General features: G+C 60.6%; 12 protein-coding genes. 8 read left to right on the plus strand and 4 right to left on the minus strand.

Features of this window, described 5'->3' with window-relative positions:
- Positions 1 to 152 precede the first annotated feature (152 nt).
- The 6 genes from HX793_RS02710 to HX793_RS02735 are packed head-to-tail and all read left to right on the plus strand — an operon-like array spanning position 153 to position 6,835.
- The gene (locus tag HX793_RS02710) at positions 153 to 845 is read left to right on the plus strand and encodes an RDD family protein (RefSeq protein ID WP_025999667.1); all 693 of its coding nucleotides are present in this window, start codon (positions 153 to 155) and stop codon (positions 843 to 845) included.
- Positions 842 to 1,822, plus strand: a complete 981-nt coding sequence (locus tag HX793_RS02715; RefSeq protein WP_016975472.1) for a stage II sporulation protein M — start codon at positions 842 to 844, stop codon at positions 1,820 to 1,822. Before HX793_RS02710 ends, HX793_RS02715 begins: the two co-directional genes overlap by 4 nt.
- On the plus strand, positions 1,809 to 3,338 hold the full coding sequence (locus tag HX793_RS02720) for a DUF4129 domain-containing protein (protein WP_177053391.1): 1,530 nt from the start codon (positions 1,809 to 1,811) through the stop codon (positions 3,336 to 3,338). The genes HX793_RS02715 and HX793_RS02720 overlap by 14 nt, the downstream gene beginning before the upstream one ends.
- Positions 3,335 to 4,504 (plus strand): DUF4350 domain-containing protein, encoded by a 1,170-nt coding sequence (locus tag HX793_RS02725; RefSeq protein ID WP_177059675.1) that lies wholly within the window; start codon positions 3,335 to 3,337, stop codon positions 4,502 to 4,504. The genes HX793_RS02720 and HX793_RS02725 overlap by 4 nt, the downstream gene beginning before the upstream one ends.
- The gene (locus HX793_RS02730) at positions 4,501 to 5,496 is read left to right on the plus strand and encodes an AAA family ATPase (protein WP_016975475.1); all 996 of its coding nucleotides are present in this window, start codon (positions 4,501 to 4,503) and stop codon (positions 5,494 to 5,496) included. The genes HX793_RS02725 and HX793_RS02730 overlap by 4 nt, the downstream gene beginning before the upstream one ends.
- A 7-nt stretch (positions 5,497 to 5,503) precedes the next feature.
- Positions 5,504 to 6,835 carry a DUF58 domain-containing protein gene (locus tag HX793_RS02735; RefSeq protein WP_177094143.1) on the plus strand — a complete coding sequence of 444 codons (1,332 nt, stop codon included), beginning with the start codon at positions 5,504 to 5,506 and terminating at the stop codon, positions 6,833 to 6,835.
- A 24-nt stretch (positions 6,836 to 6,859) separates the two neighbouring features.
- Here the strand turns inward: HX793_RS02735 and HX793_RS02740 are convergent, their stop codons facing one another.
- Both HX793_RS02740 and HX793_RS02745 read right to left on the minus strand, forming a co-directional pair.
- The gene (locus tag HX793_RS02740; protein ID WP_016975477.1) at positions 6,860 to 7,219 is read right to left on the minus strand and encodes a PilZ domain-containing protein; all 360 of its coding nucleotides are present in this window, start codon (positions 7,217 to 7,219) and stop codon (positions 6,860 to 6,862) included.
- Positions 7,220 to 7,445: 226 nt separating this feature from the next.
- Positions 7,446 to 7,820: a tol-pal system YbgF family protein gene (locus HX793_RS02745; protein WP_016975478.1), complete on the minus strand. Its 375-nt coding sequence runs from the start codon at positions 7,818 to 7,820 to the stop codon at positions 7,446 to 7,448.
- Between the two features lie 173 nt (positions 7,821 to 7,993).
- On the opposite strand from HX793_RS02745, the gene pyk reads away from it, so the two are divergent.
- Complete coding sequence (gene pyk, locus HX793_RS02750) at positions 7,994 to 9,445, plus strand: pyruvate kinase (RefSeq protein ID WP_016975479.1); 1,452 nt, start codon at positions 7,994 to 7,996, stop codon at positions 9,443 to 9,445.
- A 56-nt stretch (positions 9,446 to 9,501) separates the two neighbouring features.
- Here the strand turns inward: pyk and HX793_RS02755 are convergent, their stop codons facing one another.
- Positions 9,502 to 10,251: an enoyl-CoA hydratase-related protein gene (locus tag HX793_RS02755; protein ID WP_123478501.1), complete on the minus strand. Its 750-nt coding sequence runs from the start codon at positions 10,249 to 10,251 to the stop codon at positions 9,502 to 9,504.
- Between the two features lie 30 nt (positions 10,252 to 10,281).
- Positions 10,282 to 11,214, minus strand: coding sequence for an iron-sulfur-binding ferredoxin reductase (locus HX793_RS02760; RefSeq protein WP_177053394.1), 933 nt, complete (start codon positions 11,212 to 11,214; stop codon positions 10,282 to 10,284).
- A gap of 298 nt (positions 11,215 to 11,512) precedes the next feature.
- On the opposite strand from HX793_RS02760, the gene HX793_RS02765 reads away from it, so the two are divergent.
- Positions 11,513 to 13,036, plus strand: a complete 1,524-nt coding sequence (locus tag HX793_RS02765; RefSeq protein ID WP_016971118.1) for a fumarate hydratase — start codon at positions 11,513 to 11,515, stop codon at positions 13,034 to 13,036.
- Positions 13,037 to 13,038 lie beyond the last annotated feature (2 nt).

A 13,038-nucleotide genomic window follows, 5' to 3' on the forward strand; every position in this document is an offset into this window, starting at 1 on the left:
TGAAGATCGACAAAGTCTAGGCGCTTGACCGCCTCTACGGCCAGCACCAAATCAACTGTACAAACATCCAGCAAAACCTTGAGTGGTTGCTTCCATCGTCGACACTGCTAGCATCCGTATCTCCCAGCCACTCTGCACTGCCAAGGATCGCGATGCCGTCAGCCCCATTGGACACCCGCTACCAGATCGAGACCCCGGAGGGCATCGACCTGCCGTTGCGCCCCGCCGGTCTCGTGCCGCGCGTGCTGGCCTTTGCCTTCGACCTGGGGGTGCGCGCAGTGGTCATGGGCGTTCTGCTGGTGCCATTGGCCATGCTTGGCAACGTCGGCATCGGCCTGGGTTCGCTGCTGCTGTTCCTGATCAGTTGGTGGTACATGGTGCTGTTCGAAGTACTCAACCAGGGATGCTCACCTGGCAAACAGGTCATGGGGTTACGGGTGGTACACGATGACGGCACACCGATCGGCTGGGCCGCGTCACTGATCCGCAATTTGCTGCGGTTTGTCGACATGCTGCCATTCGGTTACTTTCTTGGCGCGATCAGTTGCCTGCAGCATCCTCACTTCAAGCGCCTGGGCGACCTGGCCGCCGGCACACTGGTGATCTACCGGGAACAACCGCTTCTGCGTCCCCAGATTCCTCAAGCTGCCGCCCTACGCTTGCCCTTCGCTCTGGATCTGAGTGAACAACGGGCCATCCTTGGCTTTGCGGAACGCCAGGGTGAGCTTTCCACGGAGCGCGTTCACGAGTTGGCTTCGATTCTCGCCACGCCCTTGCAGGTATCCCCGGCCCGCGCCGTGGAACAACTCAACGGCGTGGCCAGTGGCCTGTTGGGGCCGACATGAAGCAGAGTCTTTTCGAAAGCCGTCACCAGCCTCAATGGCAGGCCTTTGCCCAATACCTGCAACAGTTGGAGCAAGGCAAGGTTAAAGCCAGTGACATGGCCGACTTCCCCCATCAGTACCGACGCCTTTGCCAGCACCTGGCATTGGCCCAGGAACGCGGCTACAGCAGCTACCTGGTAGATCCATTGCAACAACTGGCCTTGCGAGGTCATCAACAGCTCTACCGGCACCGCAGTCAATTGACGGCAAATGTGCTGGGGTTCGTGCTCGCCGATTTCCCACGGTTAGTGCGGGAACAGTGGCGTTTTGTACTGATCGCCAGCCTGTTGTTCTTTGGCAGCCTCGTGGGTATCGCGCTGCTGGTCTACCTGTTTCCCGACCTGATCTACAGCATCGTCAGCCCCCAGCAGGTTGCCGAGATGCAAAGTATGTACGACCCCGATGCCAGCCGCCTGGGCCGCACCGCTGAGCGCGCATCGAGCGAAGACTGGATGATGTTCGGCTACTACGTGATGCACAACATCGGTATCGCGTTCCAGACGTTTGCCGCCGGTTTGCTGTTCGGCCTGGGCAGCGTGTTCTTTCTGATATTCAACGGCCTGATCATCGGTGCGGTCTCCGGCCATCTGACCGAGATCGGCTACGGCCAGACCTTCTGGTCATTCGTCATCGGGCATGGTGCGTTCGAACTGACGGCCATCGCCCTTGCCGGTGCCTCCGGCTTGCAACTGGGCTGGGCACTTATCGCTCCCGGGCAACTGGCCCGTGGCGAATCATTGCGGCTGGCGGCACGCAAGAGCGTGCAAATGTTATGCGGAGTCATGCTCTTCCTGTTGATCGCAGCCTTCATCGAAGCGTACTGGTCATCCACCACCCTGATAGCCCCCTGGGTCAAGTACCTGGTTGGCGCGGCGCTGTGGCTGCTGGTAGTCGCTTACCTGAGCCTTGCCGGAAGGACTCGCCATGCGCCTCAGTGATGCCAGCGTGGTCATCCGCCCACGTACTGCCTGGGAAGCGATGGATCTTGGCGTGTTGATGGCCCGTGAGCACCGCCTGCTCCTGATGAGCAGTTGGGCGTTGGTGACTCTGCCAGTGTTCTCCGTGCTCACGGCACTGCTGTGGAAGTACCCGTCCACCGCGATGTTCCTGTTCTGGTGGCTCAAGCCAGCCTTCGATCGCTTGCCGCTGTATATCCTGTCCAAGGCGTTGTTTGGCGAAACGCCCAGCATCAAGCAGGCCGTTCGCCAGTGGCCGCGACTGCTCAAAGGCCAACTGTTGGCCAGCCTGACCTGGCGGCGACTCAGCATGAGCCGCAGCTTTGTGATGCCGGTGAGCCAACTTGAAGGCCTGGATGGCCCCGCTCGCCAAAAACGCCTGGGTGTGCTGCAGCAACGTAATGCCGGGGCCGCGCGCTGGCTAACCACTGTGGGTGTGCACCTGGAGATTGGTTTGTGGTTTGGCTGTATGGCACTGTTCTATCTATTCATTCCGCAAAACGTCGAAATGGACTGGGACTGGCAACGCCTGGCAACGGTGACGAGTTCGAAAGGGCTTTGGCTGGAACACTTGGGCAACGCGTTCTACGCCTTGATCCTCGTGTTTTGGGAACCTATCTATGTGGCCTGCGGTTTCAGCCTTTACCTGAATCGCCGCACCGTATTGGAGGCCTGGGACCTGGAGTTGGTCTTCCGCCGACTTCGTCAGCGTCTGAGCAACGTGGCGCCGTTGCTATTGCTGATGATCGGGCTGACGCTGCTGCCATTCAGTGCACCGGTCATGGCAGAAGCATCCGGTCCGTCAAAACCACTGGACACCCAGAGCGCGCGCCAATCAGTCCAATCGCTACTGGACAAGCCCCCCTTCAAGAACCCTGAAACCGTCACGCGCTATCGCTTTGGCGAAGACAAGCCGCCTGTTAAAAACAAGACTCAGCGCGACGGCAAACTTCCGGACTGGCTCAAGGCGTTGCTGGACAACCTCAACAGCAAGACCTTCAAGCACATCGCACAAGGCTTGGAGGTGCTGCTGTGGGGACTCCTGATCGGCGCCCTGTTCATGCTGGTGTGGCGTTATCGTGAGTGGTTGCGCACCTTTGTCAGCCGACGCGGGCCACGCAGGCCCCAAGATGTCAAACCCGCACCCACGCAACTGTTCGGCCTTGAATTGGGCACCGAAACGTTGCCTGACGACGTTGCCAGCGCCGCCGAACACCTGTGGGCCACCCAACCAAGGGAAGCCCTTGGCTTACTCTATCGAGGCCTGCTCAACCGACTGTTGCATGACTTCAATGTGCCGCTGAAAAGCGCGGATACCGAAGGTCAGGTCCTGGAGCGGGTTCACCTGTTACAACAACCGCAGCTCCTGGCTTTCAGCGATGAATTGACCCGGCACTGGCAGAACCTTGCTTACGGTCATCACCTGCCTCCCACCTCAGCGCAGCAACAGCTATGCATTGAATGGCGCACCCTGTTCAACTCAGGTAGCCCCCCATGAACCGGCCATTAGTGTGGGTGGGGCTATTGCTGGCGTGCCTGCTTGGAGCGGGTGGTTACTATGCATGGAGCAAGGCAATCCCCTACGACGAGGTGGTGGATCGTGGTCCGTCTCCAGAAGCCCTGGCCAACCCCTACTTGGCGGCCGAACATTTTCTACGCCAACAAGGCCTCACGGTAGATCACGCCAATAGCCTGGAGCGGCTGATGACCCTGCCGGGCAAGGGCAACAGCCTGTTGCTGCTCGGCGAGCGCAGCAACATGTCACCGCGCCAGGTAGAGCAACTGCTGGCTTGGGCCAAATCCGGCGGCCATCTGCTGCTGGTGGCCGAGGCTTTGTGGGATGAAGAGACCGGCAGGAGTGGCGATCTGCTGCTCGATCGCTTGCATATCCACCAGGTATTGAGCGACGAGCCTGAGGAGCCTGCGCCTCCCGGCAAAAAGGTTCTTGGAAAGAAGGCTCCCGACCTCACCAAACTCTACGTCGACAATGAAAACCCACCGGCATACTTCAGTTTCGACACAGACTTCAACCTCACCGACCCCAAGCACCTGGCCCAGTTTTCTGCCAACAGCGCAAGATCGAGCCACCTGATGCAACTCGACCTCGGGAACGGCCGCGTCACGGTGATCACCGACAGCGATCTGTGGAAAACCACGAACATAGGCCAGCACGACAATGCCTGGCTGCTGTGGTATCTAAACCAGGGCACAGCCGTGACCTTGTTGTTCAACAGTGACGTCGACGACCTGCTCACCTTGCTGATGCGGTACTTCCCCCAGGCCCTGGTCGCACTCACTTCGCTGATAGCCCTGGCATTGTGGCGGGCCGGCATGCGTCAAGGCCCAACCCGAGCGCCAGCCTCCACTGCTCGCCGCCAACTGCAGGAGCACCTGAAGGCCAGCGCCGATTTCCTGCTGCGCCGCAGTGGCCAGGGCACCCTGCTGCACGCCTTGCAGCGCGATATCCTGCGCGCTGCAAGGCACCGCCATCCCGGTTTTGAGCACCTCGACAATACAGAACAGTGGCGGGTGCTTGAACACCTGACGCGCCAACCCCCTCACGTCATCAGCCAGGCCCTTGGCCCACTCTCGGCAAAACGGCTTTCCAGCGCCGACTTCAGCCGGCAGGTGGCACGCCTGCAAACCCTCAGGAATGCCCTATGAGTGAATTTCCAAGCACCACTGCCTTGCCCCGTGAAACCTTGCAACGTGCCAGCGGGCAAGCCCAAGCCCTGCGCACTGAATTACGCAAAGCGGTGATTGGCCAGGACCCGGTGATCGACGATGTCCTGACCGCGCTGATCGCCGGTGGGCATGTCCTGCTCGAAGGTGTGCCAGGGCTGGGCAAAACCTTGCTCGTACGGGCACTGGCACGTTGCTTTGAAGGCGACTTCGCACGCATCCAGTTCACCCCGGACCTGATGCCCAGCGATGTCACCGGCCACGCCGTATACGACCGGCACACCGAACAATTCAAGCTGCGCAAGGGGCCGGTATTTACCCATTTGTTGCTGGCCGACGAAATCAACAGAGCCCCAGCCAAGACCCAGGCCGCGTTGCTCGAAGCCATGCAGGAGCGGCAAGTCACCCTCGAAGGCGAGGCGCTGCCCATCGGCCAACCCTTCATGGTGCTGGCGACCCAGAACCCTATCGAACAGGAAGGCACTTATCCCCTGCCGGAAGCGGAGCTGGACCGCTTCATGCTCAAGGTGCGCATGGATTACCCCGATGCGCAGCAGGAAGTGGACATGGTGCGTGAAGTCACGCGTTCGTCTCGGGCCGACATGCTGGATGTACATCCCTTGCGCACGGTGCTGCAGGCCGAAGACGTGCTGCAGCTTCAGCAGATAGCCAGTGAACTGGCACTCGACGAACACGTACTCGACTATGCCGTACGGCTGGCGCGCGCCACCCGTAGCTGGCCCGGGCTGGCCATCGGCGCTGGCCCGCGGGCGTCCATCGACTTGGTACGCGGCGCGCGTGCCCGTGCCTTGCTGCGCGGCGGTGAGTTTGTCACCCCGGACGATATCAAGGGTTGCGCCCTGGCAGTACTGCGCCATCGGGTACGTATCGCGCCAGAGCTGGATATCGATGGTCTGGAAGTCGATCAGGTGCTCAAGCAACTGCTCGATCAGATCCCCGCGCCCCGGCAATGACGTGCCCATGAAACCGACCCGTTTACTGTTGAACTGGCTTGGCGTATTGCTGGGCTTGAGCATCCTGCTGGGTACTGCGACCGCGTTGCAGTTCAACGTGCCCAAGACCTTGCACTCAATCGCGTGGGGGCTGCTGCTCGCACTGTTACTGCTCGCCCTGCTGGATGCGATGCGTCTGCGTAGCCGACCGTCACCCCGCGTGCAGCGGCAAATGCCCGGAAGCCTGGCACTGGGCCGCTGGGGGGAAATACGCCTGGTTCTTGAACATGACTTCCCACAGCCGCTGAGCGTGCAGGTGTTCGATCATGTCCCTGACGGGTTGTCCGTAGAACACATGCCCCAATCCATAGACCTGCGCCCCGGTGAACGCAGTGAGTTGGGTTATCGCCTTCGTCCGCTGCGGCGTGGTCATTTCAGTTTCAGCCGCTGTGAAATTCACCTGCCCAGCCCCATGGGCCTGTGGTCAGCACGACGACTGATCGACGTGAGCGATACCACCCGCGTCTACCCGGACTTCGCCCGTCTGTACGGCGCCCAACTGCAGGGCGTGGACAACTGGCTGAGCCAACTGGGTGTACGCCAACGCCAGCGGCGCGGCTTGGGACTGGAATTTCACCAGTTGCGCGAGTTTCGCGAAGGGGACAGCCTGCGGCAGATCGACTGGAAGGCCACCGCCCGGCAACGCACACCCATCGCTCGGGAATATCAGGATGAGCGTGACCAACAGATCGTGTTCATGCTCGATTGTGGCCGCCGCATGCGCAGCCAGGATGACCAACTGTCCCACTTTGACCATGCCCTGAATGCCTGCCTGCTGCTCAGCTACGTTGCGTTGCGCCAGGGTGATGCGGTAGGGCTGTGCACCTTTGCCGGTGACCAGCCACGCTACCTGGCGCCGGTCAAAGGCAGTAGCCAGTTGAACCTGCTGCTCAACGCGGTATACGACCTTGATACCACGCGACGGAATGCCGATTATCAGGCTGCGGCAAGCCAACTGCTGGCTCGGCAGAAACGGCGCGCGTTGGTGATCGTGATAACCAACCTGCGGGATCAGGATGATGAAACACTGCTGGCTGCCGTCAAGCGTATCAGCCGTCAACACCGGGTGTTGGTGGTCAGTTTGCGCGAGGAGGCCCTTGATCAACTGCGCCAAGCCCCCGTACAAACCTTGCCCGAAGCCTTGGCCTACAGCGGCACCATTGACTACCTGAACACCCGCAACGAACTGCACGACCGACTCAGCGCCCAAGGCCTGTCCCTACTGGACACTTTACCGTCTGAACTGGGACCGGCCCTGGTCACACGTTACCTGGGGTGGAAGAAAGCCGGTGTGCTCTGAAAAAGGGCCCGCCGAAGCTCCTTATCAAGCCGAAGCCTGCAAAGGATCAAAGCTGAAGTAATTCAACAAGACGTTGATCAACTGCCCATATTCCTCGGGTGCCTGGAGCACCCTGAACCCGGAATCGTAGTGTTGCGGGTTGATGTCCTCATGGCTCCACAGACAGGTCACCGTGAGATCGATGGGGTGGAAAGTGTCGTCAGCGCCTGGAATTTTCAAACGCAGCTCAAAGTCCACATCCACCATCATGGGCAGTTGACTGATTAACATCAGCCCATCTTCCGAGACATTGCCCAAAAAGCCGATGGGCTTGTCGGTGAGGCGGTTAAACACTTGCAGAAAATAAGGTAATTGATGCCGCTCGATCCGTCGGTCGGTAAACATGGTGAGATCGCCATCCAGTGGCCATGACTGCGGCCGTGCCAGTGATTCGAAACGGGCGCTAATCGCCCACTCTCCCTGGATCTCGGTGCGATAACAGGCAATTGCCTGCCGCTAGACAGCCACCAAGTCCGGGCCAAACATCCGTTTGCATAGAAACTTATACAAACGAACATTCAAAGAATAGCCCAAGACTGGCAACGGGCCAGTTATTGAATGACGAATATCATCACAAAGAAGCGGGACGCGGTTGCGCGACGCTTGCACCAGGGTAATGCCCCAGTTGTTGCAGGGTGTCGAGCCTTGCGCGAGCACGGTAGGCGTACTCGCTCGACGGGTACTGATTGATGATGAATTGATAGGTCTGTACCGCGTCGACGAACAGCTTTTGCCGTTCCAGGCACTGGCCGCGCAACATCGAGACTTCCGGTTGCACATAACGTCGGCTGCGACTTTCACGGTCAACCTGGGACAATTCCAGGGTAACGCGCTCGCAGTCACCGACCTTGTAGGCGCGGTAGGCATTGTTCAGATGGTGATCCATCGACCAGCGGGTGCAGCCGACAACACTGACGGCCAGGGCAGCAATGAGCAAAATTCGCATGAGGGTTCTCCTGTCTTGTGCAGTGTATCGACCCCTCGTCGAAAATCTTCAAGGATGTTCGTATTCAGCCGCAGCGAAAACAAGTCAATCATCGATAAGTAGTGCAAACGAACAATGACTACAACGAAAGAGCATAGTAGCCTTCCTCAGCGCTTGAACTCAGGAGTCTGTGCATGTCCGTCCGTCGTACCAAAATCGTCGCCACCCTTGGCCCGGCCAGCAACTCGCCGGAAGTCCTCGAACAGCTGATTCTGGCTGGTTTGGACGTTGCCCGTCTGAACTTCTCCCACGGCACCCCGGACGAGCACAAGGCTCGCGCCAAGCTGGTGCGTGACCTGGCCGCCAAGCACGGTCGCTTCGTCGCACTGCTGGGTGACCTGCAAGGCCCGAAAATCCGTATCGCCAAATTCACCAACAAGCGGATCGAGCTGAAGATCGGTGATCAATTCACCTTCTCCACCAGCCACCCGCTGACCGAAGGCAACCAGCAAGTCGTGGGTATCGACTACCCGGACCTGGTCAAGGACTGCGGCGTCGGCGACGAGCTGTTGCTGGACGACGGCCGTGTGGTGATGCGCGTCGAAACCGCGACTCCGACCGAACTGCACTGCGTCGTGCTGATCGGTGGTCCGCTGTCCGATCACAAAGGCATCAACCGTCGCGGTGGTGGCCTGACAGCCCCGGCCCTGACCGAAAAAGACAAGGCCGACATCAAGCTCGCCGCCGAAATGGAAGTGGACTACCTCGCCGTGTCCTTCCCGCGCGACGCCGCCGACATGGAATACGCCCGTAAACTGCGCGACGAAGCCGGCGGCACAGCCTGGCTGGTGGCGAAGATCGAACGCGCCGAAGCCGTGGCCGATGACGAAACCCTCGACGGCCTGATCAAGGCTTCCGACGCGGTGATGGTTGCCCGTGGCGACCTGGGCGTGGAAATCGGTGACGCCGAACTGATCGGTATCCAGAAAAAGATCATCCTGCACGCTCGCCGCCACAACAAGGCAGTGATCGTGGCGACCCAGATGATGGAGTCGATGATCCAGAACCCGATGCCGACCCGCGCCGAAGTGTCCGACGTGGCCAACGCCGTGCTCGACTACACCGACGCCGTGATGCTCTCGGCTGAAAGTGCCGCCGGCCCGTACCCGCTGGAAGCCGTGCAAGCCATGGCACGTATCTGCCTCGGCGCTGAAAAGCACCCGACCAGCAAGACCTCCAGCCACCGCATCGGCAAAGAGTTCGAAAGCTGCGACCAGAGCATCGCCCTGGCTGCCATGTACACCGCGAACCACTTCCCCGGTGTGAAGGCGATCATCGCGCTGACCGAAAGTGGCTACACGCCGTTGATCATGTCGCGCATCCGTTCCTCGGTGCCGATCTACGCGTTCACCCCGCACCGTGAAGCCCAGGCGCGCACCGCGCTGTTCCGTGGCGTGTACACCGTTCCGTTCGATCCGGCTTCGCTGGCACCGAACGAAGTCAGCCAGAAAGCTATCGACGAACTGGTCAAGCGTGGCGTCGTAGAGAAAGGCGACTGGGTCATCCTGACCAAGGGCGACAGCTACCACACAACCGGTGGCACCAATGGCATGAAGATCCTGCACGTGGGCGACCCGCAGGTCTGAGTGACACGCTGAAAAACAAAAGCCCCGCCCTGTGAATGGCGGGGCTTTTTGCTTTCTCAGGAGCGGTTGATAAACCCCGACAACGCCGCAATCGCTTCCGGCGACTTCAACCGCTGGACAAACAGCGCACCCTCTTCCTCAATCACCTGACGCAATTGCTCACGATCCACACTCTTCATGAGTTGCTTGGTCACCTGCACCGCCCCCGGTGCCAGGGTTTCGAAGCGCTCGGCCATTTCCCGCGCCTTGGCCAACGCCGCCTCGCCGCTACCCAGCGCCTCGGTGGCAATCCCCCAGGCTGCCGCCTGTTCGCCGGTAAAGCCCTCGCCCAGCAACAATAATTCCGCAGCCTTCGCGTGCCCCAACAACCTCGGCAGGATCAGGCTCGACCCAAACTCCGGGCACAGCCCCAGGTTGACGAATGGCATGCGCAACCGCGCATCACGGCTGATGTAGACCAGGTCGCAATGCAGCAACAGGGTTGTCCCGATACCCACCGCAACGCCCGCCACGGCGGCAATCACCGGTTTGCGGCAGTTGAGCAGGCTTTTCATGAAATAAAACGGTGGGCTGTCGAGATCGCTGGGCGGTTGTTCAAGAAAATCGCCGATGTCGTTACCAGCGGTAAAACAGTCACTGCTGCCCTGGATCAGTACGCAGCGGATGTCCTCATCCGCATCGGCCTGCTCCAGTGCCTCGGCCAGTTGCGTGTACATCGCGCGGGTCAGGGCGTTTTTCTTGTCGGGGCGATTGAGCTGCAAGGTCAGCAACCCGCGTTCGCGGTGTTGCAGGATGGCATCGGTCATGGCGAATCTCGCGGCTGTAGAATTCAGCGCTCAACCACGGGGCAGGAACACATCGGCCAGCAGTTGATTGCGCGGCAGTCCCGCCAGGAACAGACGCTTGGAAAACGCCTCGACACTGGCCGGGTGCCCGCAGAGTAAAGCCAGAGTTTGCCGCGAAACAAGCCGCAGTTGCGCCAATGCCTGGGTCGCCTGCGCCGCCGTCCATAGCTCCACCGTTACGTTGGAATGCTGTGCCGCCAGCTGCGCCAGGGGTTCGGCCAGGTAATGCCCCTCAGCATCATGAGCCAGGTGAATCACGCGGATGTCGCCCTGATGATCCTGGCGCAAGGCCTCACGCAACACGCCCCAAAGCGGGCCAAGGCCGGTGCCGGACGCCAGCAGCCACAACGGCCGGCTTTGCCAGTCAGGGTCGTATTGCAGCGCGCCACCGCGCAATTCGCCCAGGCGCAGACGGTCGCCCAGCTGCAACTGGCGGGCAAGATCACTGAACTCGCCAGGCAGACGGCAATCGAGGTGAAACTCCAGGAATGGGTCATCCTGGGGCAAGCTCGCCAGGGAATAGGGCCGCGCCACTTGTCCCGCCCACAACACCAGATGCTGCCCGGCCCGATAGCGCAAGCCACGCTCAGGTTGCAGACGCAGGCGCAGCACGCTCGGGCTCAACCAATCCACACCCAGTACCTGGGCCGGCAACCCGTCACGCGCCGGGTCAAAGGTTTCAACGCGCAGGTCCCCGCTCACCTGGCACTGGCACGCCAAGCGCCAGCCGTCCTGGCGTTGCGCCGGGCTCAAGGCCTCGGGCTGCTTGTCCTCGACCTCCCCCTGGCATCGCACCAGGCACGCATGGCAACTGCCGGCGCGGCAACTGTAAGGCACGGCCACACCTGCCTCGTTCAAGGTATCCAGCAGGTTGCTGCCGGTCGTTACCGACCAATGGCGTTCGCCGACATACAGTTCAGGCATATAACTCTCACCTGTAGGAGCGAGCTTGCTCGCGAAGATCGCTAACGATAACGCGGGGTGCCTGACGAAACCCATCAAATTCAAGTTTTTCGCGACCAAGCTCGCTCCTACAACCCAATCGAGCCAGGCATTCATGACCATAGTCGGGTGTATCGGCCACCGAGCCGGGTTATACTGCCGCGCCTTTTTAGCGTCGCGCCTGCACCACTTTGGCGTGCCTTGGAAAGGTGGCTTCAGCCGACCGATGCAACACTGAAGCCACCTTTATTGAATGTTCCCTTATAGAGGAGCGCGACTCATGACCGTGATCAAGCAAGACGACCTGATTCAGAGCGTTGCCGACGCCCTGCAATTCATTTCCTACTACCACCCCGTGGATTTCATCCAGGCCATGCACGAAGCCTACCTGCGCGAAGAATCGCCAGCGGCCCGTGACTCCATCGCCCAGATCCTGATCAACTCGCGCATGTGCGCCACCGGCCATCGCCCGATCTGCCAGGACACCGGTATCGTTACCGTGTTCGTGCGCGTGGGCATGGATGTGCGTTGGGACGGCGCCACCATGGGCCTTGACGACATGATCAACGAGGGCGTGCGTCGCGCCTACAACCTGCCGGAAAACGTCCTGCGTGCTTCCATCCTGGCCGACCCGGCAGGCGCGCGTAAAAACACCAAGGACAACACCCCGGCGGTCATCCACTACTCCATCGTCCCAGGCAACACCGTGGAAGTGGACGTGGCGGCCAAGGGCGGCGGTTCCGAGAACAAGTCGAAAATGGCCATGCTCAACCCGTCCGACTCGATCGTTGACTGGGTATTGAAGACCGTTCCGACCATGGGCGCCGGCTGGTGCCCACCGGGCATGCTCGGCATCGGCATCGGCGGCACCGCTGAGAAAGCCGCGGTGATGGCCAAGGAAGTGTTGATGGAGTCCATCGACATCCATGAGCTGAAAAAGCGCGGCCCACAGAACCGTATCGAAGAGATGCGCCTGGAGCTGTTCGAGAAGGTCAACCAACTGGGCATCGGCGCCCAGGGCCTGGGTGGCCTGACCACCGTGCTCGACGTGAAGATCATGGACTACCCGACCCACGCCGCATCCTTGCCGGTGTGCATGATCCCCAACTGCGCCGCCACCCGTCACGCGCACTTCGTGCTCGACGGTTCGGGCCCGGCATCGCTGGAAGCGCCACCGCTGGACGCCTACCCGGAAATCGTCTGGGAAGCTGGCCCATCGGCCCGTCGCGTCAACCTCGACACCCTGACCCCGGAAGAAGTGCAGAGCTGGCAGCCGGGCGAAACCGTGTTGCTCAACGGCAAGATGCTCACCGGTCGCGACGCCGCGCACAAGCGCATGGTCGAGATGCTGAACAAGGGCGAAACCCTGCCGGTGGACCTCAAGGGTCGCTTCATCTACTACGTCGGCCCGGTTGATCCAGTGCGCGAAGAAGTGGTTGGCCCAGCCGGCCCGACCACCGCAACGCGGATGGACAAATTCACCCGTCAGATCCTCGAGCAAACCGGTCTGCTGGGCATGATCGGCAAATCCGAGCGCGGCCCGACTGCGATCGAAGCGATCAAGGACCACAAGGCTGTGTACCTGATGGCCGTGGGCGGCGCTGCTTACCTGGTGGCGCAAGCCATCAAGAAGTCCCGCGTTGTCGCGTTCGCCGAGCTGGGTATGGAAGCGATCTACGAGTTCGACGTGAAAGACATGCCGGTCACCGTTGCTGTCGACAGCAAAGGCGAATCCGTGCATATCACCGGTCCTGCCATCTGGCAGAAAAAGATCAGTGAAAGCCTGGCGGTAGAAGTGCAGTAAGC

The organism is Pseudomonas reactans (assembly GCF_013387025.1).
Classification (GTDB): Bacteria; Pseudomonadota; Gammaproteobacteria; order Pseudomonadales; family Pseudomonadaceae; genus Aquipseudomonas; species Aquipseudomonas reactans.

Coding starts and splice junctions, on each gene's coding strand:
- HX793_RS02710 (WP_025999667.1), top strand. CDS start 153: ATGCCGTCAGCCCCATTGGACACCCGCTACCAGATCGAGACCCCGGAG.
- HX793_RS02730 (WP_016975475.1), top strand. CDS start 4,501: ATGAGTGAATTTCCAAGCACCACTGCCTTGCCCCGTGAAACCTTGCAA.
- HX793_RS02740 (WP_016975477.1), bottom strand. CDS start 7,219: ATGTTTACCGACCGACGGATCGAGCGGCATCAATTACCTTATTTTCTG.
- HX793_RS02760 (WP_177053394.1), bottom strand. CDS start 11,214: ATGCCTGAACTGTATGTCGGCGAACGCCATTGGTCGGTAACGACCGGC.
- HX793_RS02725 (WP_177059675.1), top strand. CDS start 3,335: ATGAACCGGCCATTAGTGTGGGTGGGGCTATTGCTGGCGTGCCTGCTT.
- HX793_RS02735 (WP_177094143.1), top strand. CDS start 5,504: ATGAAACCGACCCGTTTACTGTTGAACTGGCTTGGCGTATTGCTGGGC.
- HX793_RS02720 (WP_177053391.1), top strand. CDS start 1,809: ATGCGCCTCAGTGATGCCAGCGTGGTCATCCGCCCACGTACTGCCTGG.
- HX793_RS02745 (WP_016975478.1), bottom strand. CDS start 7,820: ATGCGAATTTTGCTCATTGCTGCCCTGGCCGTCAGTGTTGTCGGCTGC.
- pyk (WP_016975479.1), top strand. CDS start 7,994: ATGTCCGTCCGTCGTACCAAAATCGTCGCCACCCTTGGCCCGGCCAGC.
- HX793_RS02715 (WP_016975472.1), top strand. CDS start 842: ATGAAGCAGAGTCTTTTCGAAAGCCGTCACCAGCCTCAATGGCAGGCC.
- HX793_RS02765 (WP_016971118.1), top strand. CDS start 11,513: ATGACCGTGATCAAGCAAGACGACCTGATTCAGAGCGTTGCCGACGCC.
- HX793_RS02755 (WP_123478501.1), bottom strand. CDS start 10,251: ATGACCGATGCCATCCTGCAACACCGCGAACGCGGGTTGCTGACCTTG.